The sequence below is a fragment of the Erythrobacter litoralis genome (genome assembly GCF_001719165.1).
Taxonomy (GTDB): Bacteria; Pseudomonadota; Alphaproteobacteria; order Sphingomonadales; family Sphingomonadaceae; genus Erythrobacter; species Erythrobacter litoralis.
In genome coordinates this window covers 821503-848373 of sequence record NZ_CP017057.1, presented here as the reverse complement: position 1 = coordinate 848373, position 26871 = coordinate 821503, and the positions used below count along the sequence as shown (strand labels likewise).

At 65.0% G+C, this 26871-nt stretch carries 18 protein-coding genes, 1 tRNA gene and 1 pseudogene; 14 read left to right on the top strand and 6 right to left on the bottom strand.

Annotated elements, in window-relative coordinates:
- The first annotated feature begins 319 nt into the window (after nt 1-319).
- From Ga0102493_RS03975 to Ga0102493_RS16600, 4 genes are all read left to right on the top strand, one after another.
- The gene (locus tag Ga0102493_RS03975; RefSeq protein WP_034904519.1) at nt 320-5788 is read left to right on the top strand and encodes an AMP-binding protein; all 5469 of its coding nucleotides are present in this window, start codon (nt 320-322) and stop codon (nt 5786-5788) included.
- Nucleotides 5785-9444: an SDR family NAD(P)-dependent oxidoreductase gene (locus Ga0102493_RS03970; protein WP_034904521.1), complete on the top strand. Its 3660-nt coding sequence runs from the start codon at nt 5785-5787 to the stop codon at nt 9442-9444. The genes Ga0102493_RS03975 and Ga0102493_RS03970 overlap by 4 nt, the downstream gene beginning before the upstream one ends.
- Nucleotides 9445-9571: 127 nt before the next feature.
- Nucleotides 9572-10027, top strand: coding sequence for a recombinase family protein (locus tag Ga0102493_RS03965; RefSeq protein WP_081845674.1), 456 nt, complete (start codon nt 9572-9574; stop codon nt 10025-10027).
- Nucleotides 9988-10080: a hypothetical protein gene (locus Ga0102493_RS16600; RefSeq protein WP_418251664.1), complete on the top strand. Its 93-nt coding sequence runs from the start codon at nt 9988-9990 to the stop codon at nt 10078-10080. The genes Ga0102493_RS03965 and Ga0102493_RS16600 overlap by 40 nt, the downstream gene beginning before the upstream one ends.
- Nucleotides 10081-10496: 416 nt before the next feature.
- Here the strand turns inward: Ga0102493_RS16600 and Ga0102493_RS03960 are convergent.
- From Ga0102493_RS03960 to Ga0102493_RS03950, 3 genes and pseudogenes are all read right to left on the bottom strand, one after another.
- Nucleotides 10497-11263 (bottom strand): annotated as a pseudogene (locus Ga0102493_RS03960) (IS5 family transposase).
- A gap of 1079 nt (nt 11264-12342) precedes the next feature.
- The gene (locus Ga0102493_RS03955) at nt 12343-13026 is read right to left on the bottom strand and encodes a DUF2490 domain-containing protein (protein WP_034906033.1); all 684 of its coding nucleotides are present in this window, start codon (nt 13024-13026) and stop codon (nt 12343-12345) included.
- 95 nt (nt 13027-13121) lie between these two features.
- Nucleotides 13122-13724 (bottom strand): phosphoribosyl-AMP cyclohydrolase, encoded by a 603-nt coding sequence (locus Ga0102493_RS03950; RefSeq protein ID WP_034906036.1) that lies wholly within the window; start codon nt 13722-13724, stop codon nt 13122-13124.
- A 195-nt stretch (nt 13725-13919) separates the two neighbouring features.
- Here Ga0102493_RS03950 and Ga0102493_RS03945 point away from each other — a divergent pair, with 195 nt between their 5' ends.
- Genes Ga0102493_RS03945 through Ga0102493_RS03930 form a run of 4 tightly spaced genes read left to right on the top strand, consistent with a single transcriptional unit; the run spans nt 13920 to nt 18052 of the window.
- Complete coding sequence (locus Ga0102493_RS03945; RefSeq protein WP_034906039.1) at nt 13920-15008, top strand: sensor histidine kinase; 1089 nt, start codon at nt 13920-13922, stop codon at nt 15006-15008.
- Nucleotides 15005-15664, top strand: a complete 660-nt coding sequence (locus Ga0102493_RS03940; RefSeq protein ID WP_034906042.1) for a response regulator — start codon at nt 15005-15007, stop codon at nt 15662-15664. The genes Ga0102493_RS03945 and Ga0102493_RS03940 overlap by 4 nt, the downstream gene beginning before the upstream one ends.
- Nucleotides 15661-17610, top strand: a complete 1950-nt coding sequence (locus Ga0102493_RS03935; RefSeq protein WP_034906045.1) for a sensor histidine kinase — start codon at nt 15661-15663, stop codon at nt 17608-17610. The genes Ga0102493_RS03940 and Ga0102493_RS03935 overlap by 4 nt, the downstream gene beginning before the upstream one ends.
- A gap of 10 nt (nt 17611-17620) precedes the next feature.
- A complete protein-coding gene (locus tag Ga0102493_RS03930; RefSeq protein ID WP_174544530.1) occupies nt 17621-18052 on the top strand; it encodes a response regulator in 432 nt (143 codons plus the stop codon).
- A 276-nt stretch (nt 18053-18328) separates the two neighbouring features.
- On the opposite strand, the gene Ga0102493_RS03925 is transcribed toward Ga0102493_RS03930, so the two are convergent.
- Nucleotides 18329-18419, bottom strand: a tRNA-Ser gene (locus Ga0102493_RS03925).
- A gap of 233 nt (nt 18420-18652) precedes the next feature.
- Between Ga0102493_RS03925 and Ga0102493_RS03920 the strand changes: the two genes are divergently transcribed.
- The 3 genes from Ga0102493_RS03920 to Ga0102493_RS03905 all read left to right on the top strand — a co-directional run bounded on the left by Ga0102493_RS03920 (nt 18653) and on the right by Ga0102493_RS03905 (nt 20806).
- Nucleotides 18653-19753, top strand: a complete 1101-nt coding sequence (locus Ga0102493_RS03920) for a peptidylprolyl isomerase (protein WP_034906047.1) — start codon at nt 18653-18655, stop codon at nt 19751-19753.
- Entirely contained in the window at nt 19750-20064 is a 315-nt protein-coding gene (locus Ga0102493_RS03915; RefSeq protein WP_034906049.1) for a DUF1905 domain-containing protein, read from the top strand. The genes Ga0102493_RS03920 and Ga0102493_RS03915 overlap by 4 nt, the downstream gene beginning before the upstream one ends.
- 223 nt (nt 20065-20287) lie before the next feature.
- Nucleotides 20288-20806 carry a CBS domain-containing protein gene (locus Ga0102493_RS03905; protein WP_034906055.1) on the top strand — a complete coding sequence of 173 codons (519 nt, stop codon included), beginning with the start codon at nt 20288-20290 and terminating at the stop codon, nt 20804-20806.
- A 10-nt stretch (nt 20807-20816) separates the two neighbouring features.
- On the opposite strand, the gene Ga0102493_RS03900 is transcribed toward Ga0102493_RS03905, so the two are convergent.
- Together Ga0102493_RS03900 and hemF are read right to left on the bottom strand one after the other, a co-directional pair.
- On the bottom strand, nt 20817-22907 hold the full coding sequence (locus tag Ga0102493_RS03900; RefSeq protein WP_034906058.1) for a RelA/SpoT family protein: 2091 nt from the start codon (nt 22905-22907) through the stop codon (nt 20817-20819).
- A gap of 51 nt (nt 22908-22958) precedes the next feature.
- A complete protein-coding gene (hemF, locus tag Ga0102493_RS03895) occupies nt 22959-23816 on the bottom strand; it encodes an oxygen-dependent coproporphyrinogen oxidase (protein ID WP_034906061.1) in 858 nt (285 codons plus the stop codon).
- A gap of 162 nt (nt 23817-23978) precedes the next feature.
- On the opposite strand from hemF, the gene pdeM reads away from it, so the two are divergent.
- The 3 genes from pdeM (at nt 23979) to Ga0102493_RS03880 (ending at nt 26854) form a co-directional block, all read left to right on the top strand.
- Complete coding sequence (gene pdeM, locus Ga0102493_RS03890; RefSeq protein WP_034906063.1) at nt 23979-24683, top strand: ligase-associated DNA damage response endonuclease PdeM; 705 nt, start codon at nt 23979-23981, stop codon at nt 24681-24683.
- A gap of 98 nt (nt 24684-24781) precedes the next feature.
- On the top strand, nt 24782-25300 hold the full coding sequence (gene infC / locus Ga0102493_RS03885; protein WP_034906065.1) for a translation initiation factor IF-3: 519 nt from the start codon (nt 24782-24784) through the stop codon (nt 25298-25300).
- A 408-nt stretch (nt 25301-25708) separates the two neighbouring features.
- Complete coding sequence (locus Ga0102493_RS03880; RefSeq protein ID WP_051698376.1) at nt 25709-26854, top strand: DUF547 domain-containing protein; 1146 nt, start codon at nt 25709-25711, stop codon at nt 26852-26854.
- Nucleotides 26855-26871: the final 17 nt, after the last annotated feature.

Genomic DNA, 26871 nt, shown 5'->3' with positions numbered 1-26871 from the left:
CACGGCCAAGGACCGCCCATCAGGGATCGACCGGACCCGGCCACGCCACGCCCTGTCGCGCATCGACGCGCCGGGACGGTTTGCGCGCCCCCCTTTAAAGCCCCGAAAGACATAAACAAAACGGCTGCGCCCAGGCCGTGCAAGGAACTTTCGCGAATCTTTCGCGTAGTGTAACGAAAGCAAGAACCCGACGGGGTTAAGGACAACGGGGTTACGAACAGGGGAGGGGGCTTCGACCGAGGCATCGTCAAAGGCGCAGGCGCAGCCTGCCGCATCGCCGGGCGCGGGCCGCATCGCGGATCGCGGTGCATTCGCTCGCATGCAATCCGACTGCCGCGCCGATCCGGGCGCGTTTCATGGCGCCATCGCAAGACGACGCATCTGCTGGTTCGTGCGCGATGCGGGGGCGAACGGAGCATGGGCTTTCTATGACGAGGAAGCTGCAAGCTGGAGCGGCTGGGACGGCAGAACCGGTGAGGCCATGGCCTTCGACTGGCCCGAAAGCTTCGAGCCCTGGGACCGGGCCTTCAACGACGACGATCCGCCCAATTGGCGCTGGTTCGAGGGCGGGCTGACCAGCACCGCCTTCAACGAGGTCGACCGCCACGTGCTTGCGGGGCACGGCGGGGAAGCGGCGCTGATCTACGAAGGCGATCGCTGGAACATGGCGAGCGATGGCGGGCGCGGCGGCCCGGTCGATTCGGAAACCGTGTCGCGCCGCAAGCTGCTGCTCGAAAGCGCGAAATGCGCGCTTGCGCTTAAGGCGCTGGGCGTCAAGCCGGGCGACCGGATCGCGCTCAACATGCCGAGCATTCCCGAACAGATCTACTGGACCGAAGGCGCCAAGCGCATGGGCGTGGTCTACACGCCCGTCTTCGGCGGCTTCAGCGACAAGACCCTGTCCGACCGCATCGCCGATGCCGGGGCGCGGGTCATCGTCACCGCAGACGGATCTTTCCGCAACGCGCAGATGGTCCCGTTCAAGCCGAGCTACACCGACCCCGCGCTCGACAATTTCATCGCCGTGCCGGTTGCGCTCGACCTGCTCGACAAGGCGCTGGCGGACGAGAACCTGGCCGTTTCGGGCGCGCAGGCCGACCTCATCCGACGCACGGTCGAAGACGTGCTGGACGGCGAGGTGACGGTCGAACGGTCCGACGTAATGCGCGGCGTGGGCAAGGCGCTCACCGCCATCGGCTCGGGCGAACTGGGCGGCGATGCCCTGACGCCGAAACAGGCGGCGCAGCTTCGCATCGCCATTGCCGAGGCGCTGGTCGCCTCGCCCGAGCGGGTCGACGCAGTGGTCGTCGTCAAGCACACCGCCCAGCCCGACCTGCCGTGGAACGCGGACCGCGACCACTGGAGCCACGATCTCACGGACAAGGCGGGCGAGGAGATCCTCGCCGCCGCGCGCGAAGCAGGCTTCGATGTCGCGGACGAAGAGGCACTGCTCGCCCTTCCCGATGCCGATTTGGTGCGCGCGATCTGGGCGGGATCGCCGGTCCTGCCGGTCGATGCCGAATATCCCAATTTCATCATCTACACTTCGGGCTCGACCGGAAAGCCCAAGGGCGTCGTCCATGTCCATGGCGGCTATGCGAGCGGCGTCGCGGAAACCATGCCCGCCGCTTTTGGCGCGGAGCCGGGGGACGTCCTTTATGTCGTCGCCGATCCGGGCTGGATCACAGGGCAGAGCTATCTCATCGCCGCCGCGCTGCTGACGCGCGTCACCACGATCGTCACCGAGGGTTCGCCGGTCTTCCCTCATGCGGGCCGCTTCGCCGCGACGATCGAGCGGTATGGCGTCACCATCTTCAAGGCGGGCGTCACCTTCCTGAAATCGGTGATGCAGAACCCGGAGAATTTGAAGGACATCCAGCGCTACGACCTGTCGTCCCTGAAATGCGCGACCTTCTGCGCCGAGCCGGTTTCGCCCGCGGTGCAGGCCTTCGCGATGGAGCATGTCACGCAGCGCTACATCAATTCCTACTGGGCGACCGAGCATGGCGGCATTGCCTGGACCCATTTCGCCGGGTCCGAGGGCTTCCCGCTGGAGGCGAACGCGCACACCTACCCCCTGCCGTGGATCATGGGCGATGTCTGGGTCGAGGATGCGGACGGCACCTGCTCCGCCGAGACGAGCGGTTATGACCGCAAGGACGATGGCGGAGCGCCGTGGCGCCCGGCGGAGGAAGGGGAGAAGGGCGAGATCGTCATTGCGCTCCCCTACCCCTATCTCACCCGCACGATCTGGGGCGACGTGGGCCATTTCGATGTCGAAGTCACGGACGGCGCGGCCCGCGTGAACCCCCAATGGCGCGGCGACACGGCGCGCTATGGCGAGACCTACTGGAAGCGCTGGCGCGGCACCTGGGCCTATACCCAGGGCGATTTCGCCATGCGCCACCCGGACGGCTCCTTCTCGCTCCACGGGCGCTCGGACGATGTCATCAACGTCTCCGGTCACCGCATCGGGACCGAGGAAATCGAGGGCGCGATCCTGCGCGACAAGTCCTTGGATGCCGCCTCCCCCGTAGGCAATGTCATCGTCATCGGCGCACCGCACAGCCAGAAGGGCGTGACCCCGGTCGCCTTCGTTACGCCGGTCGAAGGCCGCCGCCTGACGCAGGACGACCGCCGCCGCCTGACCGATCTCGTCCGCACCGAGAAAGGTGCGGTCGCGGTGCCTTCGGACTTCATCGAGCTTGCAGAATTTCCCGAAACCCGCTCAGGCAAATATGTCCGCCGCATGGTCCGCGCCGTCGTCGAAGGCGGCGATGTCGGCGACGTCTCGACCCTGCGCAACCCCGAAAGCCTCGACGAATTGCGGCGCGCGGTCGAAGCGTGGAAGCGGCGGCAGGACCTTTCGGACAGCCAGTCGCTGTTCGAGCGCTATCGCTTCTTCACCGTCCAGTACAACACGGTTGCGCCGGGCAAGCGGGTCGCGACCGTCACCGTCGCCAATCCGCCGGTCAACGCGCTCAACGAACGCGCATTGGACGAACTCGTCATCATCGCCGAGCACCTCGCGCGCAAGGACGACGTCGTCGCCTGCGTCTTCACGGGCAGCGGCACCGCGAGCTTCGTCGCGGGCGCGGATATCCGCCAGATGCTCGAGGAGGTGAACAGCGCCGAGGAAGCGAAAGCCCTGCCCGACAACGCGCAGCTCGCCTTCCACACGATCGAGACCATGGGCAAGCCGTGCGTCGCCGCGATCCAGGGCGTGGCGCTTGGCGGGGGCATGGAATTCGCGCTTGCCTGCCATTACCGCGTCGCAGAGCCGCGCGCGCGTTTCGGTCAGCCAGAAATCAATCTGCGCCTGCTGCCCGGCTATGGCGGGACGCAGCGCCTGCCGCGCCTCCTTGCCGACCGGCGGGGCGAGGAAGGCTTGCGCGACGCGCTCGAAATGATCCTCGGCGGGCGGGCGATCGAGGCGGACAAGGCGCTGGCATTGGGCGCGATCGACGCTCTGGTCGAAGGCTCCGACGATGCGCTTTCGCGCGCCCATGCGATGGTGCGCGAGTATGTCGCGTCGCCAGAGGACAGCGTGCTCGGCCAGGCCTTCGCCGCGCGCCGGAAAGCGACCGAGACCTGGCGCGAGCCGGCCGCGATCGACCTCGACGCGGTGCTCGCCGACGATTTCCTCCAGCGGATAATGCGCCAGCTCGAATGGGCCGGCCGCGATCAGGCGGGGACACGCGCGCTCGATGCCGTGCGCGAGGGCTGGACCAAGGGCATGGATGCAGGTCTCCGGCGCGAGGCCGAACGCTTCGCCGAGGCGATCATGGACCCCGAAGGCGGCAAGCGCGGCATCCAGCAATTCATGGACAAGCAGAGCCCGCCGCTCCCCGTCCGCCGCGACGGGGTGTGGGTCTATGACGAACACGATGCGAGGAAGGCCCGCCTGATCGAAAGCGGTGATCTTCTGCCGATGGGTGCGCCGTTCTATCCGGGCGTGACCGCGGTTCCGCCCTATCAGCTTGCCTTCGGCATTGCGCGCGATCCCGACACGGGTGCACCGCGCTTCGGCCCGCCTGCGCAGAACGAGCGCGAACTGGTGGTGAAGACGCCCAGGCCGCGCGCGAACGAGGCGCTGATCTACCTCCTCACCTCCGAGGTCAATTTCAACGACATCTGGGCGCTGACCGGCATCCCCGTCTCGCCCTTCGACGGGCATGACGAGGACGTGCAGGTCACAGGATCGGGCGGGCTTGCGCTGGTCGTCGGGTTGGGGAGCGAGTTGAAGGAAGAGGGCCGGCTGCAGATCGGCGACATGGTCGCGGTCTATTCGGGGACGAGCGACCTGCTCTCGCCGATTGCGGGCGAGGACCCGATGTATGCGGGCTTTTCGATCCAGGGGTACGAGACGAAGACCGGCAGCCACGCGCAGTTCCTGACCGTGCAGGGCCCGCAATTGCACAAGCCGCCGGCCGATCTCACGCTCGAACAGGCAGGCGCCTACACGCTCAATCTCGGCACGGTGACACGCTGCCTGTTCACGACTTTGCAGATCACGCCGGGCAAGACGATCTTCGTTGAAGGATCGGCTACGGGCACCGGGCTCGACGCGCTCAAATCCTCGATCCGCACCGGCCTCGCCGCGACCGGCCTCGTCTCGAGCGAGGAGCGGGTGGAATTCGTGAAAAGCCAGGGCGCGGTCGGGGCGATCAACCGCAAGGACCCGGCCATCGCCGACTGCTTCACCCCCGTCCCCGACGACCCGGAAGCCGCGAAGGAATGGGAGACACAGGGCGAGGCGCTGCTCGACCAGTACCGCGCGATCAATGACGGAAAGCTTGCCGATTTCGTCGTCAGCCATGCGGGCGAACGCGCTTTCCCGCGCAGTTTCCAGCTCTTGGCCGAAGGGGGCCGCCTTGCCTTCTACGGCGCGTCATCGGGCTATCATTTCAGCTTCATGGGCAAGCCGGGCGAGGTTCGCCCGGAGGAAATCATGGAGCGCGCCGGGCTTCGGGGCGGGGAATCGGTGCTGCTCTATTACGGGCCGAAGAGCCGCTCGCTCGCAGACGAGAAGGGCCTCGAAATGATCGAGGCCGCGCGCCTGTTCAAGGTGCGCATGGTGATCGTCACCACCACCGACGGCCAGCGCGAATTCCTGCAATCGCTGGGCCTCGAGGATGCGGTCGAGGGGATCGTCAGCATCGAGGGGCTCAAACGCCGCGATGCCGATTTCGACTGGCCCGACACGCTTCCCCGCCTGCCCGACGCGCGCGAGGATATCGAGAGCTTCAAGGCGGGCGTCAGGGCCTACCAGCAGAACACATTGAAACCCTTCGGCACGGCGATCGGCAAGCTCCTGCGTTCGCCCGGCAATCCGCGCGGCGTGCCCGATCTCGTGATCGAGCGTGCCTGCCAGGACACGCTCGGCGTCTCGACCTCGCTGGTGAAGCCGTTCGGCGGACGGGTGGTCTATGCGGAAAGCATGGAGGGCCGGCGCTACACCTTCTACGCCCCGCAGGTGTGGACCCGGCAGCGGCGGATCTACATGCCGACCGCGGAAATCTTCGGCACGCACCTGTGCAACGCCTACGAAGTGACTGTCATGAACGAGATGGTCGCAGCCGGCCTGCTCGACGTGACCGAGCCGACGCTGGTCGAATGGGAAGGCCTGCCAGAGGCGCACCAGTCGATGTGGGACAACCGCCATTCGGGCGCGACCTACGTGGTCAACCACGCGCTGCCAGCGGCCGGCCTGCGGACGAAGAACGAACTGCTCGAATACTGGGCCGCCGCGCATTGCGCCGGCCCCAATAACGGAGAAAATGCGTGAGCAAGACCGAGGGAGAGGCAAGAAGGGGGAGGCTCGCGAACCGCATCGCGCTAGTCACGGGGGCCGCGGGCAATCTGGGAAGCGAGATCTGCCGCGCCTTCGCCCGCGAAGGGGCCTTCGTCATCATGACCGGGCGGACCGAGGGCCGGATCAAGGAAGCGCGCGAGAAGCTGATCGCCGACACCGGCGTTTCGCCCGAACGGGTCGACGTGGCAGTACTCGACGGGGGCGATCCGGATTCGATCCGCGCCGCCTTCAAGAAGATCAAGGCGGACTATGGCCGCATCGACATTCTCATCAACAATGCGGGGTCGGCGGGGCCGAAGCAGCCGCTTTACAACGTGCCCTTCTCGAAAGAGGAGATGGAGGCAGCGGGTGAAAGCGAGACAGCCAGCGACGCGATGCGCAACCTGCTTGGCGTGACCTGGAACCTCGCCCGCATTGCCGCCCCGATGATGCCGACCGGCGGCGCGATAGTGAACATCTCCACCATCTTCAGCCACACCCGCTATTACGGGCGCACCGCCTATGTCGTGCCCAAGGCGGCGCTGAACGCGCTGTCGCGCCAGTTGTCGCAGGAACTGGGGCCGCGCGGGATCCGGGTGAACACGGTCTTTCCGGGGCCGATCGAAAGCGATCGCATCCGCACCGTTTTCGCGGCGATGGACAAGGTACAGAACCAGCCGGAGAACACGACCGCCGACTATTTCACCGGACGCATGGCGCTGACCCGGCCGGTGAACGGCAAGCTCGACGGCAAGCCGCTGCCCGCCCCCGCCGACATCGCGGGCGCCTGCCTGTTCCTCGCCAGCGAGGAAGCGGGCGGCATCACCGGCGAGGAAATCGACGTGACCCACGGCCTTTCGGCCACCCGCAATTCCTCATCGACCTACATGACCCGTCCCTCGATGCGGTCGCTCGACGGCGCGGGGCTCGCGATTTTCGTGGTCGCGGGCGAGGATTGGGGCGAAGCGCTCGAAAGCGCCAAGGTGCTGATCGGCGCAGGCGCGAGGGTTAGGCTGGGCCTGGCGCGCAATGCCGATGTCGCGCAGGCGAAAGCGCGGCTGAAAGCTCAGGCTATAGGCGAAGAGCTTACCGTCACCCGTTTCGCGCGATCCGAACCGCAAGCGATGGAAGAAGCGCTCGCCGAATTCGAACGCGATGCGGGCGGGCCGATCACCGGTGCGATCGTGCTGCCGGTGAAGCCCGCAGGCCATTTCTCCGGCCCGCTGCTCGGCGCGGAAGACAGAACGGTCGACAACTTCATGGAGACCGAGCTGGTCGGCGCCATTGCGACTGCGCGCAGCCTTGCACGTTACTGGCGCGCGCACGATGACCTGCCTTCCCCGCCGCGCTGCGTCTTCATGACCAATCCGGGCGACGGGGCGGGCAATTGCTTCGCCAACGTGCTTTCGGCCGGGATCACCCAGCTGATCCGCATCTGGCGCAACGAGGAGCGCGTGCAGGCCGACAACGCAGAAACGGGCCACGCAGTGTGGTCGAACCAGATCGTGCGCCACACCAATGCGGAAGGCGAGAACATCCGCTTTGCCGCAGGCCACGCCACCCGCGTCCTGTTCCGCGAACAGCGCATTGCCGAGATCGACCTGAAACTGCCCGCCTCTATCGCCGAGGAAACGGGTGCAAGGAAGGCGATGGTCGGCTTTGCCGAGAACATCACCGGGCTGCATCTCGGCAAGGTTGCCTTCATCACCGGGGGCTCCGCCGGGATCGGCGGGCAGGTCGCGCGCCTGCTGGCACTGGCGGGCGCGAAGGTGATGATGGTCGCAAGGCGCGAAAGCGAGCTCGTCGCCGCGCGCGAGCGGATCGTGGGCGAATTGCAGGACATCGGTTTTGCCGGAGTCGAGCGGCGCGTGAAGATCATGGCCGATGTCGACGTCAGCGACTTTGCCAGCCTCGACAAGGCGATCGATGCTACGCTCGAGGAATTCGGGCGGATCGACTACCTCATCAACAATGCCGGCGTTGCGGGCGCGGAGGACATGGTCGTCGACATGGAGCCCGAGGCGTGGCGCTTCACGCTCGATGCCAACCTCATCTCGAACTACCATCTCATGAGCCGGGTCGTCCCACTGATGAAGGAGCAGGGATCGGGCTACGTCCTCAATGTCTCCTCCTATTTCGGCGGCGAGAAATTCCTCGCGGTCGCCTATCCCAACCGCGCCGATTATGGCCTGTCGAAAGCGGGACAGCGCGCCATGGTCGAGAATTTCTCGGCCTATCTCGGCCCCGAGGTGCAATTCAACGCCATCGCCCCCGGCCCGGTCGATGGCGATCGCCTGTCGGGCACGGGCGGCAAGCCCGGGCTGTTCCAGCGGCGGGCGAAGCTGATCCTCGAGAACAAGCGGTTGAACGCGGTCTATGAAGCGGTGATCGAGGCGATCCGCGGCGGCGCCGAGGCGGAGAAGATCCTCACGCGGCTGTCGCGCAATTCAACGGCCACGCTTTCCCACGATGCCGAGGCGCCCGAAACGCTGCGCAAGCTCGCGCTCGATTTCGCCGCGCAGGGCGACGGGGTGTGCACCTGGGACCAGTATCTTCTGACCGAAGGCATGGCGCAGCGCCTGCTGGTGCGCCTGCAACTGGGCGGTCTGCTGATCGGTTCGAACGAATGGACGCAATATTGCGAGCCGGGCGGTGCGACCTGGCTGAAGCTGGTCCCGCCAGAGGACAAACCATTCCTGCCCGCCGCTCAGGTCGACAAGGTCGCCGATGGCGTCGGCAAGGGGGTGATTTCACAGCTGCATCTCGGCGCCATGCCGACCGAAGCGGAAGTCGCCCAGGCGACCGTCTTCTTCCTCGCCGACCGCGCGGTGTCGGGAGAAACCTTCATGCCATCGGGCGGCCTGCGCGTCGAACGTTCCAACACCGAGCGCGAAATGTTCGGCAGCCCCAAGCCCGACCGGATCGAGAAGATGGCGGGCAAGACCGTGTGGATCATGGGTGGACATCTTGCCGATTATGTCGCGGAGACGATCCGGGTCATGGTCGAGGATTGCAAGGTCGCCCATGTCGTCCTGATCACCGGCAATGCTGCGCGCGAGAAAGCGGTGCGCGAACTGCTTCCCGGGGGGATCGGTGACGACGCGCTTCACGTGCTCGTTGCGGGCGATGCGATCGAACAGGCGATGGACGAGGCGCTCGGCCGCTGGGGCCGGCCGACCACGATCGTCTCCATGCCGCCCGAACCGCTGCCCGAAACGCTGCTCGATGGCGGGAAGGTCCTGCCGACAAAGCAATTCGCCAAGATGGTCGAGGACCAGGTCACCCGGCATTACCGGGTCGCGCGCAAGGCCTCGCTCTACGATCACTGCCAGCTCGTGCTGGTCTCGCCCGACGTACCCTATGGCAGCGACGGGGCCGGCTTCGCGCTCGCCAATTTCGTCAAGACCAGCCTCCACGCCTTTACCGCCACGGTCGCGGTCGAGAACGAGCGGCTGGTCCACGACGTGCCCGTCAACCAGATCAACCTCACCCGCAGGGTCCGCAGCGAGGAACCGCGCGACGAGGAGGAGCACGCCGAGGAGTTGAAGCGCTTCACCCGCGCGGTCCTGTTGGTCGGCGCGCCGCTGCCCGATGCGCAGGATTCGCGCTATCGTGCGCGCATCTATCGGGGGACTTCGATGACGGTGTGATGGCGCAGGCGGGTGTGGCCGCCTTTTCGTTCATCAATGCTCTTCCATCAGGTATCCGCACCGATCGAGGCCAAGGCCGTCGAGAACATCGCGTTCTACCGCTGCGGGCGCTGGATTTCGCGCTACGATGTCGGTTTCGACCCGGCCCGGTTCTCGGCCGATGCAGGCGCCTTTCACGACAGCCAGCAACGTCTTCAACACCGCCAACTCGATGGGGCGCCTCACGCTCAACATGCTGCTGAGCTTCGCGCAGTTCGAGCGAGAGGTCACCGCCGAACGGATCCGCGATAAGATCGCCGCCTCCAAGGCCAAGGGCATGTGGATGGGCGGCATCGTCCCGCTCGGCTACGAGGCCTTCGGCCGGACGCTCACCATAGTGGAGGAGCACGCCGCGCTCATACGCGATCTCTTCCGGGTCTATTGCAGGATCGGCAACGTCCGGCTGCTCAAAGAGCAGCTGAACGATGATGGAGTGAAGGTCCCGGAGCGTTTTTTACCGCGACCGGGCGCAAGATGGGCGGCGTCCCGTTCACCCGCGGACAGATCTACAAGATCCTCTCCAACCCGATTTACATCGGCGTGATCCATCACGAGGGGCAGACGTATGATGGCCACCTAAGCAATCATCGAGCCTGACCTCTGGGCGAAGGTGCAGGAGCAGCTCGCCGCCAACCGGCAGGGTGGGCAGCGGACACCCACGATCAAGGCGCAAAGCCTGCTCGCCGGCGAGGTGTTCGACGAACACAGCGAACCCCCGGTAGCCAGCAACGCCTGCAAGAGCAAGGTTCGCTATCGCTACTACGTCGCTCGCGAGCGGGAGTCGGCTGACACCGCAACAGATCGCATCCGCATCCCAGCCCGAGAGCTCGAGGCGGCGGTGGTCGGGCGCCTGACTGACGCGCTCGACGATCCGCTATCGTTGCTAACCTTGCTCGGAGCAGATCTCGACCGATCCACCATCGAAGGAGCGCGCGCTCAAGCAAGTGCTCTAGCAAAGCGGTTGCGGTCACGAGACAGGGAACTCGTTCGCGACATACTGGAGTCTGCAACGGTTAGGTCGTGGACTCATAATTTCTGGTCCAGAGCCGGATGGCTGCGAGAGCCACGGCTGCGAGGAAGTTGCTAGCGAGTTTGTCGTATCGAGCGGCGATGCGGCGGAAGTGCTTGAGCTTATTGAAGAAGCGCTCGACTGGATTGCGCTGACGATAGAGCTCGACGTCGATCACGCGCTGCTGTTTGCGATAGCGGGGCGTCGGAGTGCAAGTTTGCCCTCCGGCATCTGCGACCAGCGTGAGCAGGGCATTGCTGTCGTACGCGCGATCCCCGATCACAACGGCACCTGGGCTAAGATCGGCGAGCAAGGCACCTGCTGCACGACTGTCATGCTGCTGACCGGGAGAGAGGATCAGGCGAACGGGCAGTCCGCGCTCGTCGACGACCGCATTGATCTTGGTGCTCAATCCGCCACGAGAGCGACCGATGGCGTTATCCGGACCCCCTTTTTTGCCCCCGCGGCGTGTTGATGCGCGTGGATGATCGAACTGTCGATCAAAGCCATCGAACGCGGACTTCGCGCCGCAAGCGCCTCGAATACACGCAGCCACACGCCCGCTTTCGCCCACCGGTTGAAACGATTGTAGACCGTGGTGTGCGGACCGTAGCGCTCGGGCAGATCGCGCCACGGCGATCCGGTTCGCAGCACATAGAAGATCCCATTGAGCACTCGCCGGTCATCCACTCGCGCCACACCGCGCGGACGGTTCGGCAACAAAGGCTCGATGATCGCCCATTCGGCATCCGACAAATCAAAACGCGCCATCTCCAAGGCTCCTTCCGCAAACCTTGAATCAGCCTCTCCCAAAATACGCAAGATCTATGAGTTCAGAACCTAGTACCGAGGGGATTGCACTGACGGTCGCGGCCGACCAACTGCGCCGAGTTCTCTCTGACCCTCTGAGCGAACATAACGAGGCACAGCTTACGCTCGACTGCAAGGTTCGTCTGAAGCGAACGGGCATGGCCATGCGGCTCGTGGAACCCGGCGGTACAAGCGTTCACGACGAGATCGATCGATCGCTGGTCGAATTGCTCGTGCAAGCACGCAAGTGGTGGGAACGCCTTTCTGACGGGAAACAACGATCGCCGCCCTCGCCCGCGAGCAAGTCATCAACGACTCTTGGATCAGCAGGGTCGTCAGGCTCGCCTTCTTGTCGCCGGAGATTGTCGATCGCGTTATCGCTGGAACGCAGCCAACCGCCCTGAACGGCACGGCCCTGACAACGGCCAATCTCCTCCCGGGGTCTTGGAACGAACAAGCGAGGCTCTTGGGCCTCACTTGATCGGCTAAGTTCAGCGATCCCAAGAGCGCAGCGCGACGCGTTGACCTTTCTCGTTGCGGCTAGGCGCCAAGTCCGGTGTGGCGAAAATAGCCTCCAGAGAATTCCGCCCAATCCGGCTACGTATGGGCGAGTTGCGAAATCTCTGACACCGCGGAGCGTCGCGAAACGCCGCGGAATTGCGGGCCTGAGGCGGACCCGCCGCAGATCTGCAGAAAAACTCAGACTAGGTGGCGGAGCAGGAGGGAATGCGAATAGCCCCACACCGATCTGATATCCAACATGAAGTTTTAGCCAATCAGGGAACTTTACCCCGCCCCCTACCCCCGAAATCGGCACGAATTTCTATCGACCTCAGAAGCGCCTCCATGCTTGTCCGCGAAAAAAGCACCGCAGCTTCTGTCATGATAGCGCCACCAGCCGCCCTTCTCCGATCGACTCCTGGCAAAACCTCGGACTGAGCCTTGCGACGAAGGTGTTCAAGGTCGCGAAAATCAGGGGCGCGGTCAGGGCGTGGAGCTGCGATGACGAAAAGGTGGTCTTGCGATGAGGTGAGCACCGATCAGAACGACATGAACACGTTCACGTTCGCGACGTGGTCCATCCGGTTTTCGCCTTCGCGAAACACGGTCTGGTTGAGATAGCCCGGCACCACCTCGATCCCCTTGGCAAGCGGGATCGAGACCCCGGCAAAGTTTCGCCAAATGCTCAACCCGCCGCGTTGAAAGTCGGTGTCGTTCAGCTCGATGAATGGCTCGGTATAGGCAACGAACTTGGTGTTCTCGCTGATCGGCACGCGCAGCTGGACGAAATTGCGAAGCCGCCACGAGGTTCCCTCGCCTTCTTCGAAGGTGCGCTGTTCTAGTCGGGTGCGACTGTCGAGGGTGATGCCGTCGCGATCGATCAGCCTCATGTTCAATTCCTGGTAGTAGCGGTGCTCGTTGACTTCGACCGGGCCGACAGGGTCGGTCAGGATGTAGGCGTAACCCCCGCCGATGCTGACGTCCTCATTGAGGCGGTAGCCCACCAGCATGCGCAACAGCAGCTGGCCCAGGCGGTCCGCATCGTTGGTGAAACGCTCCTGCGCCTCGCCGCGCACGAACCAGTCGCCGTCCTCGTCCACGTCGATCACGATGAACTGGCCAGTCCAGATGTTGAAGTCGTCCTCGGTCGCGGCGGCGGGCGAGGCGGCGAGAGTGGCTGCGCAAAGCGCGATGGCCGGGGGGAGGAACGAGGGGCGGGCCATGGGGCGGCTGCTCCGACATATAGAGGGCGGGAGGGGGCTGAAGTGGCTCCGCCGGTCCAGGCCATGCGCGCAGGACCGGCGGGCCGGATGCGGGCTCAGCCGCCGCTGTAGGGAATGGTCGAGCTGTGGACCGCCATCTTCAGCTTGCCCTCTTCGTCGCGGATGTAGCCGATCGTGTATTCGACCTTGGTTTCCGCACCGCCGGCAGCCGGGGTGAAGTAGTAGTTCCCCATCGCGACCGCCATGTGACAGACATTGTTCATGATCCCGGTGTTCTGCCAGCGGACCTTGCTCCACGGCTTGATCGCGAAGCCCTTGTCCTCGGGGAAGGATTCGTTGCCGCCCACGAAATAGGAAAGCGCGCCGTCGAAGCTGGGGCGGAACTGCTCGACTGCCGCCAGCGTTGGCTTGAACAGGACGAGGCTGAGATCATAGGCGTAGAATTCATCGATGTGATCGGCCGCAGCGGCGCGGTAGTCGCCGCCATCCTGAAAGACCTTGCCGATCTTCACGATGCCGGCGCCCCACTGTTCCTGGCGGGCGATGACCTCTTTCTCGGTGATGCATTCGAGCTGTTCCTCGGTCGGCTGCATGTTGGTGCCCGCACCGATGGGAGCGGTCGCCGCCTGGGCATAGCCCGGCGTGCAGGCGACCAGCGCGGCGCTGGCGGCGGCGATGACAAGGGATGTCGTCTTCATGGCAGTTTCTCCATCTGCACGTGTGTTCATTTGCGCCCGGCAGCGGGGCCACCCGGTTAGAGCGGGGTCTTGCGTCGCAGCGCGCGGTGGAGAGATATGGACTGTCGGACGCCCGCAAATCGGCCATGCGGCGAGCCTTCCAGCCTAGGCCGAATGGCCTATGCGCTTTGCCGGGAAGGCTCTAATCTAGCGGCCATGTCCAACCGCCCCTTCGCGCTTGCATCCGATGGCGAGACGATCGCCGAACTGCGGGAACTCTATCGCGCTGCCGAGGCGCGCGCCGCTCGGCTGCGACTGCTTTCCGCATCCGGCCGCGAACTGGCCGAGGCGGACACCGCTTCGCTCGAAGCGGTCATCCAGCGCTGCGCCGAGCGCTTGGCCTGGTTTACCGGCAGCGGGTCCGCCTTCGTAATGTCCGCCGACAATGCCGAGGGCATCGCGATCAGGGCTCCGGGACCGGGCGGCGCGGTGATCGCGAAGCTGGCGATACCCGGCCTCGACGGGCTTGAGGCGATACCCGATCCAGAGGACCGCGAGGCCTTTCGGATGCAGCTCGAAATGATGGGCTCGACCATCGACCGGATCGAGCGCGAGCGCGAAAGGGCCGAATTGCTCCGCGCTTTGCAGGAACGCGAGCGGCGCCTCGCCCTGCTGCTCGAGAAGGTTTTCACCGCGCAGGAGGAGGAACGCCGCCGGGTGAGCCATGAACTGCACGACGGCGTCGCCCAGACCGCAACCGCGCTGGTGCGCCTGCTCGAGCGGGCCGAGAGCGCAGGCCTCGCCGCCGGTCCTGCCCCCAAGGAGATCGCGCGAAGCCTTGTGGCCGAGCTGCGCCGGGTGATCGCGGGCCTGCGCCCGACGCTGCTCGACGATCTCGGCCTTGCCGCCGCGCTGCAATCGCTGGGCGACGGGCTGGAGCAGGAGGGGTTCGAGGTCCGCCTGGCCCTCGGCGACGCGGACGCGCGGCTTGGCCCCCTCACCGAAACGGCCTTGTTCCGGGTCGCGCAGGAGGCCGTTTCCAACATCCACAAGCACGCCGGCGGGCCGTGCCGGGTGACGATCGAGGCACGGCTGGGCGATGATCCGGTGGTCCTCAGGATCGCGGACCAAGGGCGCGGGCCTTCTAGCGCAACGCGCGATCACGGCGCCTTTTCCGGGCACAATGTCGGCATCGATGTGATGCGCGAGAGGATGGCGGCGCTCGGCGGCACGGTCGACTGGCGCGGCGAGGCGGGGCACGGGGTATCGGTAGAAGCCCGCCTGCCTCGCGGAGCCCCCGGATGAGCGGCGCGCGGGTCCTGATCGTGGACGACCACCAGCTCGCCCGCGAAGGCCTCGGCGCCTTGCTGGCCGGCAAAGGCTACGAAGTGGTCGGCCTCGCCGGAACCGGCGAGCAGGCGGTCGAACTCGCGCGCGATCTCGCGCCCGAAGTGGTGCTGATGGACGTGCGCCTTGGCGAAGGCATCGACGGGCTCGAGGCAACCCGGCAAATCGCCGCGCTCGACCTGCCGGTCAGGGTGCTGATGCTGTCGCTTCACGACATGCCGGGCTATGTCCGCGAGGCGCTCGGCGCGGGCGCGGCAGGCTATGTGCTCAAGGATACCGCGATCGACGACCTGTGCGCCGCGATCGAACAGGTGCTCGCTGGCCAGTCGGCGCTACCGCTGGAGCTTGTCAACGCGGCGCTTCGCGTTGCGCCTGCGACCCGCCAGAGCTTGTCTAACGATCTCGAACAGATTCTGACGAAGCGCGAGCGGGAAGTCGTGGAGCTGGTGGCCGAAGGTCTCACCAACAAGGAAATCGCGCGCCAGCTCGGCATCAGCCCGGCGACGGTCAAGGTCCATGTCGAGCGCCTGATCGGCAAGCTCGGCGTTGCCGACCGGACGCAGGCGGCGGTGCTGGCGGTGCGCTTGAAGGCGGAGCGGGCGGGAGCGAAATGAGCGAAGGACGTTCCGTCTCGTTCACCCGCATCTGGACCGATCGTCCGCTCGCCTTCAAGGGGCTGGTGGTTGTCGCGCTGCCGCTCGCGATCCTGCTCGGTTCGCTGGTCTCGCTCTATCTTGCCAGCAGCGCCGAAACCCGCGCCGAGGATGACGTGCGCCGCGCCTTCGCGATCCAGCGCGACATCTATCAGGTCCACGCCCTGCTGGCCGAGGCGGCGACCGGGGTGCGCGGCTATGCGCTGACCCGCGAGGACCGCTTCCTCGAACCATACCGCACCGCCGAGGTCGAGCTTCCTGCCACGCTGGAGCGGCTCGATGGCGCGATCGAGGACCCGGTGGTGAGCCGCCATTTCGTCGACCTGCTGCGCGTAACGGAGGAAAAGCGCGCCAGCCTCAGGGCCACGGTTGCCCTCGCAAAGGCCGACGAGACGGCTTCGCCCGAAGAGATCGAGCAGGCGCTGATCGCCAACAAGCTGACGCTCGACACGGTGCGGCGCGAGATCGAGAAGATTCAGCGGCGCGAGGCGGTGGTCCTCGACGAGCGGCGCGCGCTGGTCGATGATGTCCGCGACCGGTTCCTCGTGCTGACCGCGGTAAGCGGGCTGGTCGGCCTGCTTGGCAGTCTTGCAGCGGTCTACCTCTTTTCGACCGGGATCGTGAGGCGGGTTAGCAAGCTCGAAGGAAACGCCGAGCTGCTCGCGCGCGGCGAGCGGCTCGTTGAACTGCCCGAGGAAGCGGACGAGATCGGGCGGCTGACCGTGCGGCTGATCAAGGCAAGCGCGCTGTTGCGCAAGCGCGAGGAAGACTTGCGCGCGAGCGAGGAGCGCTTCCGACTCGTGATCGAACGGGTGCGCGACTACGGCATCTTCACGCTCGACCCGCGCGGGACCGTGACGAGCTGGAACCTTGGCGCGGAACGCATCAAGGGATGGCAGGCCGAGGAGATACTCGGCGAGCATTTCAGCCGCTTCTACCCCGAAGAGACCCGCGATTACCTGCCCGCACAGATGCTCGAACGCGCGCGGGCAAATGGCTCGGCCGAGGACGAGGGCTGGCGCGTGCGCAAGGACGGATCGCGCTTCTGGGCCAATGTCATCATCACCGCGCTGCGCGACGAGGCCGGGCAATTGCAAGGCTTTGCCAAGGTGACGCGCGACATGTCCGAACGCCGCCGCAGCGAGGAAGCCCTGAAGCTCGCGCGCGAAGAAGCGATCGCGGCAAACCTCGCCAAGAGCGAGTTCCTCTCGCGCACCAGCCACGAATTGCGCACGCCGCTCAACGCCATTCTCGGGTTCGGTCAGTTGCTCGAGATTGATCTCGAAAGCTTCAGCCCGCCGCATCAGGAAGCGGTCGAGCGGATCACGCGGGCCGGCCGTCACCTGCTCTCGCTCATCAACGATCTGCTGGATATCTCGAGCATCGAGGCAGGCGGCGCCGAGCTCGAACCCGAAACGATCGATGCGGCGAAAGTGCTCGGGGAAGCGCGCGACCTTGCCGAGCCCATCGTGCTGAGTGCCGGGCTGCGCTTCGACCTCGTTCTGCCCGCGAAGCCGCTCTCGCTGACGGCCGACCGGCGTCGGCTCACGCAAGTCATCCTGAACCTCGTCGCCAACGCGGCCAAATACAACACACAAGGGTCTTTCGTCCGGATGGGCGCACAAGCGCAAGGGAATGGCGCGGTGACCTTCTTCGTCGAGGATGACGGTCCGGGCATAGCTCCCGGCAATGTCGCGCGCCTCTTCACCGCGTTCGACCGTCTCGGGCAGAACCAGCGGACCAAGACCGAGGGGACCGGGCTGGGTCTGGCCCTTTCCAAGACGCTCATTCAGTCGATGGGCGGCGAGATCGGCTATACGGCGCTCGAACCGGGAGCCCGCTTCTGGTTCCGGCTCGGCGGCGAGGCGGCCGGGCTTCGGGAAGTGGAAGAAATGCAGGAGCGTTGAAGGAGCGGACATGAAACTGATCGACAGCGAAGAACTTCTTTCCTGCCGGATCCTCGCGATCGACGATGAGGAAGCGAATGTGCGCCTGCTGGCAAATCTCCTCGAGCGCGAGGGTTACCGCGACGTGCATTGCCTGACTGAGCCGACGAAGGCGCTGGAGACCTACATCGCGCTTGCGCCCGACCTCGTCCTGCTCGATCTCATGATGCCGGAAGTCGACGGGTTCCAGCTGCTCGAGGCCTTTTCCCGCCACGATTGCGAGGATGAATTCCGCCCTGTGCTCGTCCTGACCGCCGACACAACGATTCAGGCGCGGCGCAGGGCGCTGGCCCTGGGAGCGAAGGATTTCGTTTCGAAGCCGTTCGACGTGATCGAGGTCGGTCTGCGGATATCGAATTTGCTGGAGACGCGCATGCTCTACGAAAAACTGCGCGCTGCGTAGCGCGCGCGATATCTCGGATCAAGCCAGCGAAAAGCGAACCGCTCTGGTCGCCGATCGAGCAAGTCCGCGTCCCACCCAATTCCGTCATTCCGCAAGGCTTGGCACTCGCCCCAAAGCGGACCGGGAGTTTTATCTTCGGCAGCGCTAAAGGAGGGGATTTGGCGATATCCTGAGTGCTGCCATACGCAAGTTTGCCGCCTGAACGGCCGGCAAGGCAAGTGAGAACGGCGCACTCGGTTAACCAATCAGGCGATTGTTTCTGTGATATAAAATGGTTGGCGGAGCAGGAGGGATTCGAACCCTCGATACGGGGTTGCCGTATACACACTTTCCAGGCGTGCGCCTTCGACCACTCGGCCACTGCTCCGCGCTTGCCATGGGGCAAGGCGCGGCTCCTAGCCATGAACCGCGCGGTTCGCAAGGCGCTCTGAGTGCGCGGGCGATGGGAAGCGCACCGGGTTTGTGGTAAACGAGTCGCTCAGGACGGCGCTGCGCGGAATGGCATTCCCTGCGAACGCCGCCTCGAAAACCCCTTTCCGCCCCCGAAAATGCTTGGAAAGGGGTTTTTGATTGGGCGTGGGCTGTGGCACATCCTTGCCCATGAGAAACGTGCTCCTCCCCGCCGTAGCGGCATTCGCCCTTGCCATGCCGGTCGCCGCTCAGGACGCTCCCGAGGGAGCACCATCGCCCGCCGACATCGTCAACGCCGCGCCGCAGGAGGACTGGGTGGTAATTCCGCCCGAGGACCTGCTGGTGATGACGCTCGCGGCCGACGCCGAGGGGAACGCGCGCAAGGTCGTGATCCAGCTGATGCCGCCGCCTTTTTCGCAAGGCTGGGTCGAGAACATCCGACGGCTCGCGCGCGAGCGCTGGTACGACGGGACGAGCGTCAACCGGGTGCAGGACAATTACGTCGTCCAGTGGGGCGATCCCAATTACGACAACCCCGAGGCGGAGGGGGCCGAAAAGCCGCTGCCCGAGGGGCTGAACGTGATGGGGGAGGATGAATACCCTTCATCCACCATAGACGTGACGCTTGCTACCAATGGCGAAGAGCTCACCGATGAAAACCGTGCGACTTGGGATGATTGGGATTGGTCAAATTCGAGAGACCCGGAATTTCACAATCAAGCTACTGATGTGCGCGCGACCCAAACAGCCGCGACATTTGCTGGGTGGCATCAACGCGACGCTTATGCGGAATGGGTCGAATTCTTCCAAGGGTGGCCTGTCGGTACGGAAGGTGAAAGCGCGGATGCGCCGTGGTGGCCCGTCCACTGCTACGGCATGGTCGGCGTCGGCCGGAACTATTCGCCCGACACCGGCTCGGGCGCGGAGCTCTACACCGTGATCGGCCACGCGCCGCGCCATCTCGATCGCAACATCGCGCTCGTCGGGCGGGTGATCGGGGGGATGGAGCACCTCTCCAGCCTGCCGCGCGGCTCGGGCGCGCTCGGCTTCTACAGCGCCGACGAGCGGGACAAGCGCACGCCGATCCTTTCGGTCCGGATCGCCAGCGACCTGCCCGAGGAGGAACGGCCGCTCTACGAATATCTCTCGACCGAGAGCGAGAGTTTCGAGCGCTATGTCGCGGCCCGCGCCAACCGGCGCGATCCCTTCTTCATCGTGCCGGCAGGCGGCGCGGATATCTGCAACATTCCCGTGCCGGTGCGCGCGTTCGAATACGCGGACGACGAGTGAGCGATAGCCTTGCCGCGACTCTTCCCCTGACGCGCTGGGAGGGCGAGCGGGGCACCTATCACCTCGTCACATTCACCGGCGCCCAAGCCGAGGAACTGGCCGCGCGGGCGATGATGCAACGGCTCGAAACAGGCCGGGCGCGCGGCTTCGGATCGCTCAAGGTGACGGCGCGGATCGGGGCGAGCGAATGGCGCACCTCTATCTTTCCGCAGAAGGGCAAGGCCGAGTGGATACTGCTGGTCTCGCGCACAGTCATCCGCGCCGAAGACCTCGCGCCCGGCGACCCCGCGCACGTCATCCTGACCTTTTGAGGGAACGCAGGCCCAAGTCCCTCATTAACCTATGTATGACGGACCAAGCACCTAGCGCGGGAACGTCCCCGCAACCCCGCCCCGACCATTTTCGCGCGCGCAATCCGCGGGCCGCTTCGGCCGGTCCCTTCGCGCGCTTCTTCCGCCGTCGCGGCGCGCTCGACCTGACCCGCGATGCTTCCGGCCACCGCCGCTATGCCTGGCTGCATGAGGATATGCTGACATGAAAATCGCCGACCGCAAGGAATTCGCCAGCAAGGCGCCGCCGCTTACCGTCCCGCCCGAGACGATGGTCTATGACGCCGTCACCCAGATGGCGGAGAAGAATTTCGGTTCGGTGATCGTCACCGACGGCGATCGGCGCGTGCTCGGCGTGATGACCGAACGCGACATCTTCCGCCGGGTGATCGGCGCAAGCCGTGACCCCAAGACGACCCCGGTGAGCGAGGTGATGACGACCGAAGTGCGCATGGCGCACAAGGACGACAACGTGCTCGACTGGCTGCAGGTCATGTCGAACGAACGCTTTCGCCGCCTGCCGGTGGTGGACGAGGACAACCGCCTCGTCGCGGTGATGAGCCAGGGCGATTTCGTGAGCTATACCTGGCCGCAGCTCCTCACCCAGTTCTCGCAGATGGCGCAGGCAACGCTGACGCCTGCGTTCAACCCGCTGATGATCGTCTTTGGCGGGTTGGTCTATGCGGTGCTGGTGGTGCTGATCGTGGTCGCCTTCATCGGCTAGGAGAACCGGCTTACATCCGTTCGGCCTGCGCGACCGCATCGCTCGCGCGGAGGGCGGAAAGGATGCGGGTCAGGTGGGCGAGATCCTGCACTTCGGCGGCAATTTCATAGCTGGTGAAGGGATGGTCGAGCTGGGTCTGCAGCAGGCTGGTGACGTTGGCCTTGTTCTGAGCGAAGATCCCCGCCATTTCCGCGAGCGTGCCGGGCCGGTCGTAAAGCGTGACGCCGAGCCTGCCGACCGCGCCCTGCGAACGCTTGCCCCATGACAGGTCGAGCCAGTCGGTATCGACGCCATTGGCAAGCTCGAGGCAGTCGATTGCGTGGACCAGCACCGTCTCGCCCTTGCGCCTGATGCCTACGATGCGGTCTCCCGGGACCGGGTGACAGCAGGTCGCAAGCTCGAACGCGACGCCGGGCGTCAGGCCGCGGATCGAGATGACCCGCTCGCGGCTCGGCCATTCCTCGTCCTCCTCCAGATCGGCGGTGCAGCCGGGCACGAGCGCCTCCATCACCTCGCGGTCGCTCAGCTTGGCCGCGCCGATCGCGAACATGAGATCCTCCGGCTCCTCCATCTCGAGCCGTTCCAGCGCGACCTTGATCGCCTTCTTGCCGATCCGTGCCGGGACACGCGCGGCGATCTCGTCGAACAGCTTTTCGCCGATCGAGGCGACTTCGGCGCGTTCCTTCATCCGCACCGAACGGCGGATCGCGGCGCGCGCCTTGCCGGTGACGACGAAACCCAGCCAGGACAATTGCGGCTCGGCATTCGTGCCCTTGATGATCTCGACCACGTCGCCATTATCGAGCGGGGTGCGCAGCGGCATGTGCCTCCCGTTGATCTTCGCGCCGACCGTGGCGAGGCCGAGATCGGTATGCACGGCAAAGGCGAAATCGACCGAGGTCGCGCCCTTGGGCAGCTGGAACAGCGCCCCCTTGGGCGTGAAGGCGAAGATGCGGTCCTGGTAGATCGCCATGCGCGTATGCTCGAGCAGTTCCTCGGCATCGTGGCTCGCATCGACGATCTCGATCAGGTCGCGCAGCCAGCCAACCTGCCCGTCGGCCTTGTCGTGCTGTTTGTAGGCCCAGTGCGCGGCGAGGCCGAATTCGTTGCGCCGGTGCATCTCCCGGGTGCGGATCTGGACTTCGACCCGCATCGAATTCTCGTACATCAGCGAGGTGTGCAAGCTGCGGTAGCCATTGGTCTTGGGTGTTGAGATGTAGTCCTTGAACCGCCCGGGCAAAAATTGCCATGTCGTGTGAAGGACGCCCAGCGCGCGGTAGCAATCCGTTTCGCTGTCGGTGATGACGCGGAACGCCATGATGTCCGTCACCTGCTCGAAGGAGACGTGGCGCTCGCTCATCTTGAGCCAGATCGAATAGGGATGCTTCTCGCGCCCCATCACCTCGACCTTGAGCCCGGCCTCGGCGAGGCATTGCTTTATCCTGAGCGCGATCGCATCGACCTGTCCGCCGTCCTGGCTGCGCAGCTGTTCGAGCCGTTTGGTGATCGTCGTATAGGCTTCGGGCTCCAGCTCGCGGAAGGCGAGCGCCTGCATCTCGCGCATGTATTCGTACATCCCGACGCGCTCGGCGAGCGGGGCGTAGATATCCATCGTCTCGCGCGCGATGCGCTGGCGTTTCTCAGGCTTCTTGATGAAATGGAGCGTGCGCATGTTGTGCAGGCGGTCGGCCAGCTTGACCAGCAGGACGCGGATGTCCTCGGACATGGCGAGCAGGAACTTGCGCAGGTTTTCCGCCGCCCGCTCGTTTTCGGGCATGGCCTCGATCTTGGACAGCTTGGTCACGCCGTCGACCAGCCGCGCGACCTCCGGTCCGAAATGCTGCTCGATATCGTCGATCGTCGCGAGCGTGTCCTCGACCGTGTCGTGAAGCAGCGCGGTTATGATCGTCTCCTGGTCGAGCTGGAGATCGGTCATCAGGCCGGCGACCTCGATCGGATGGCTGAAATAGGGATCGCCGCTCGCGCGCTTCTGGGTGCCGTGTTTCTGCACGGTGTAGACATAGGCACGGTTGAGCGCCGCCTCATCGGCGTCCGGGTCGTAGGTCTTGACCTTCTCGACGAGTTCGTATTGGCGCAGCATCGCTTGCGAATATGTGCCGCGCCTGCGCGCACGGCAAGCGTTAAGGGCGCATCAGCTCCACGTCGCCCTTGGCGGCAGGCTCATCAGAATCGCATCGATATTTCCGCCGGTCTTCAGGCCGAAGATCGTGCCGCGATCGTAGACCAGGTTGAATTCGGCATAACGGCCCCGGTATTCGAGCTGGCGCGCTTCGTCGGAGGCGTCGAAATCCTGTCTCATGCGCTTGCGCACGAGCTTGGGGAAAATGTCGAGGAACGCTTTTCCAACATCCTGCGTGAAGGCGAAATTGCGCTCGAAGCTAGCGTCATCGGTGCATTCGAGGTGGTCGTAGAAGATCCCGCCCACGCCGCGATGGCATTCGCGGTGTGGGATATAGAAATAATCGTCCGCCCATTTCTTGTAGCGTTCGTAATAGGTCGGGTTGTGGGCCATGCAGGCCGCGCGCATCGAGGCGTGGAATTCCTCGGTGTCGTCTTCATAGGGGATCGGCGGATTGAGATCAGCGCCGCCGCCGAACCATGCCTTTTCCGTGGTGAGGAAGCGCGTGTTCATGTGGACCGCAGGGACATGCGGGTTCGCCATGTGCGCGACGAGGCTGATGCCGGTCGCGGTGAAGCCGGGAGCCTCGGCGCTCGCACCGTTGACCTGGCCTGCGAATTCCTTGGAGAAATTGCCGCGCACGGTCGAAACGTTGACCCCGACCTTCTCGAACACCTCGCCCTTCATCAGGCCCTGAACGCCCCCGCCGGGGTCCTCGTTGCCTTCTTCCTCGCGGTCCCAGGGCGTGTACTGGAAGGCGGCATCGGACCCGGCCTCGCGCTCGATCGCCTCGAATTCGGCGCAGATATTGTCGCGCAGCTGCTCGAACCATTCCTTCGCCCGCGCGGTGTGGGCTGCCCAATCGCTCATTCGTGATCCCCGTCCTGTAACCGTGTTTGACATCGAGCATCGACACAGGCGCCCGGCGTGTCAATTGGCTTTGACAGGGATGGAGGGCAATTCGGTGGACGGATGATGGGCCGTACGATCGGGCACTTGCCTTCATGCGGCAGGCGGGGCACAGGAGCGCGCATGGTTCCCGTTTCGTTCGCCCCCCTCGAACTCGCCGGAAAGGAATTCGCCCTCACGAAAAGCGGCGCGCTCTACTGGCCTCGCGAGCGCGCGCTGCTGGTCGCGGACCTGCATCTCGAAAAGGGCAGCTGGTATGCGAGGCACGGCGCGCTGCTGCCGCCCTATGACAGCCGCGAAACTCTCGAGCGGCTGGCCGACGCGGTCAAGGCGACGGGCGCGCGGCGCGTCATCACGCTGGGCGATAATTTCCACGATGACGCGGGGACCGAGCGGCTCGACCCTTACGCCGCTGGCATGCTGGAGGCGCTCACCCGCGCGCTCGACTGGGTGTGGATCACGGGCAATCACGATGCGGGGCAGCACCGATCCTTCGGGGCCGAGCTCGCCGAGGAGATGGAGATTTCCGGAATCGTCCTCAGGCACGAAGCGAAGCCGGGCGAGACGAAGGCGGAACTGTCCGGCCACTTCCACCCCAAGCTGCGCATGAAAGTGCGCGAGCGGCACATCGCGCGACCCTGCGGGGTGGTTAGCCGGTCGGGCGCATCCGAACGCATGATCCTCCCCGCCTTTGGCGCCTATACCGGCGGGATGGATGCGGGCGCGCCGGAAATCCTCGCCGCGCTAAGCCCGGCGCACGAAGTCGACGCGGTGATGGCGGCGAAGGACAGGCTGGTGCGCTTCCCGCTGTTTCGCGCGGCAGCCTAAGACTCCATCTGGCGCAATCGCGCGTTTCCGATTACATTGAAGACTCAACCCAAGGCAGTAACAGGAGAACACACATAGCCCGTCCACCCCGGCGTTCGATGGCCCCGCCCGTCAAAAGCGGCCCTCGCTACGATCAATTCATCCAGGTTCCAAAGGTCCGCGTCATCGACGACGAGGGCGAGAATCTCGGAGTCATGTACACCCGCGAAGCTGTCGAGCAGGCCCAGGAGAAGGGGCTGAACCTCGTCGAAGTGTCCCCCAATGCGGACCCGCCCGTGTGCAAGTTCCTCGATGTCGGCAAATACCGCTACGAAGCCCAGAAAAAGGCCAATGCGGCGCGCAAGACGCAGAAGACTCAGGACATCAAGGAAGTTAAGATGCGTCCGAACATCGACACGCACGACTACGACGTGAAGATGAAGAACGTGAACAAGTTCATCGGCAATGGCGACAAGGTGAAGGTCACGCTCCGCTTCCGCGGGCGCGAAATGGCGCACCAGCATCTCGGCATGGACCTGCTCAGGCGGGTCCAGGAAGACGTCGAGGAGATCGCCAAGGTCGAAGCCTTCCCGCGCCTCGAGGGGCGCCAGATGCTGATGGTGCTCGCGCCCAAATAGGCGCGGGGCCGCCCGGCTTCCGGAACATTCGTCCACGCACCTGCGGCCGCGCGCAAGCGGGCTTCACAGCCGGCACGCGCGCGTCTGCAGGCGTGCGTGGGATCGTGGCATTCGAAGGGCCGGGTCGCCGCCAGACGGAAGGAACTCCGTTCGTCGTCGACGAACGGCTTCACGCCTTCGACAAAGCACAAAATGCACCCGATTGCGGCGCACATCCGTAAGATTTTTCGCGCTATAAGGACTGACAAGGGCGAAGGCGGAAAACTCCATTCCCGCCGATCGCCCGGCGCGCCTGTCAGTCCCCGCTATCAGGCGCGCCCCGGACAAACGTTGCGATGTCCCTGCGCGGGGATGTCGGCATGCAGACAAGGGCCTGACAAGGCCACGAGAAACGAAAGACAGGTAGACGTGACGAGACATCCCCGCCCCGCCCCGCGCTCTCTCACCGCGCTCGCGGCCCTTGCCGCAGCCGCCCTCGGCTCGCCGCTTGCAGCGCAGGCAAGCCTCGCTGTCGAACCCGAATACCGCACCTTCGTGCCCCAGGAAAACCCGAACGAGGACGGGATAGACTATTCGATCTGGACCGAGGCGATGAAGAACCTTGTCGTCTCGATGGGCCCCTCGCTGCGCCAGGGCGCGGGCCGGCCCGACCCCAGCTTCGGATCGCGCCGCCAGTACGGCCATGTCTCGCGCTATCGGCTCGAAGGCAACAGGCTCATGTTCAGCTTTCTCGACGACGCGGTGATCGACAGCTTCACCGAATATCGCCGCGATCTCGAGGCGACCGCCGACAAGATCGACATCCAGAAACTGTCGCGCAACGAACAGCTCGCCTACTGGATCAATCTCCACAATGTCGCCGTGGTCGAACAGATCGCAAGAAGCTGGCCGGTGCGCCAGCCGCGCGAGATCAAGGTCGACGGCGTGCCGCTCGACGAGGCCGGGTTCATCACGGTCGAAGGTGTTGCCCTCAGTCCGCGCGACATACGTGAGAAGATCGTCTATCCCAACTGGCGCGATCCCAAGGTCATCTACGGCTTCTGGCGCGGCGAGATCGGCGGGCCGTCGATCCAGCGCGAGGCCTTCAACGCCGAAAACGTCGCGCGCCTGCTCGAAAAGGGCGCGAGCGAATTCGTCAATTCGCTGCGCGGGACCGAAAAGGCGGGCGACACGCTCGAAGTCTCCGAACTCTACCGCGAGGCAGCACCCTTCTATTTTCCCGATTTCGAGAAGGACGTCCGTGCGCACCTGCGCCAATACGCCAAGCCCGAGGTGATCGCGATCCTCGATGGCACGACGCAATCGCGCGCGACGATCCGCGAATGGGACATCGCCGATCTCGCCGGAGGCGTCCGCGAGCCGACCTACCAGAACATCACGTCCAACGGAGTCGCGGTGACGACCCGCATCCCGCAGAGCATGGCGCGCCTGCTCGCCCAGCGTGAACAGAAGTTCCAGAAGATCATTCGCGAAGGCCGCACCGGAACGGTGACCTTCAGCAATCTCAAGCTGCCCGGAGAGGAAGGCGAAGAGACCGACGGCGAGGTGAAATGAGCGTGCGCGGGGCACGC

What these genes read in the sequence shown, in the direction of transcription:
- Ga0102493_RS03975 (WP_034904519.1), top strand. Translation starts at nt 320, where the DNA reads ATGCAATCCGACTGCCGCGCCGATCCGGGCGCGTTTCATGGCGCCATC.
- Ga0102493_RS03965 (WP_081845674.1), top strand. Translation starts at nt 9,572, where the DNA reads ATGTCGGTTTCGACCCGGCCCGGTTCTCGGCCGATGCAGGCGCCTTTC.
- Ga0102493_RS03955 (WP_034906033.1), bottom strand. Translation starts at nt 13,026, where the DNA reads ATGGCCCGCCCCTCGTTCCTCCCCCCGGCCATCGCGCTTTGCGCAGCC.
- Ga0102493_RS03950 (WP_034906036.1), bottom strand. Translation starts at nt 13,724, where the DNA reads ATGAAGACGACATCCCTTGTCATCGCCGCCGCCAGCGCCGCGCTGGTC.
- Ga0102493_RS03945 (WP_034906039.1), top strand. Translation starts at nt 13,920, where the DNA reads ATGTCCAACCGCCCCTTCGCGCTTGCATCCGATGGCGAGACGATCGCC.
- Ga0102493_RS03940 (WP_034906042.1), top strand. Translation starts at nt 15,005, where the DNA reads ATGAGCGGCGCGCGGGTCCTGATCGTGGACGACCACCAGCTCGCCCGC.
- Ga0102493_RS03935 (WP_034906045.1), top strand. Translation starts at nt 15,661, where the DNA reads ATGAGCGAAGGACGTTCCGTCTCGTTCACCCGCATCTGGACCGATCGT.
- Ga0102493_RS03930 (WP_174544530.1), top strand. Translation starts at nt 17,621, where the DNA reads ATGAAACTGATCGACAGCGAAGAACTTCTTTCCTGCCGGATCCTCGCG.
- Ga0102493_RS03920 (WP_034906047.1), top strand. Translation starts at nt 18,653, where the DNA reads ATGAGAAACGTGCTCCTCCCCGCCGTAGCGGCATTCGCCCTTGCCATG.
- Ga0102493_RS03905 (WP_034906055.1), top strand. Translation starts at nt 20,288, where the DNA reads ATGAAAATCGCCGACCGCAAGGAATTCGCCAGCAAGGCGCCGCCGCTT.
- Ga0102493_RS03900 (WP_034906058.1), bottom strand. Translation starts at nt 22,907, where the DNA reads ATGCTGCGCCAATACGAACTCGTCGAGAAGGTCAAGACCTACGACCCG.
- hemF (WP_034906061.1), bottom strand. Translation starts at nt 23,816, where the DNA reads ATGAGCGATTGGGCAGCCCACACCGCGCGGGCGAAGGAATGGTTCGAG.
- pdeM (WP_034906063.1), top strand. Translation starts at nt 23,979, where the DNA reads ATGGTTCCCGTTTCGTTCGCCCCCCTCGAACTCGCCGGAAAGGAATTC.
- infC (WP_034906065.1), top strand. Translation starts at nt 24,782, where the DNA reads ATGGCCCCGCCCGTCAAAAGCGGCCCTCGCTACGATCAATTCATCCAG.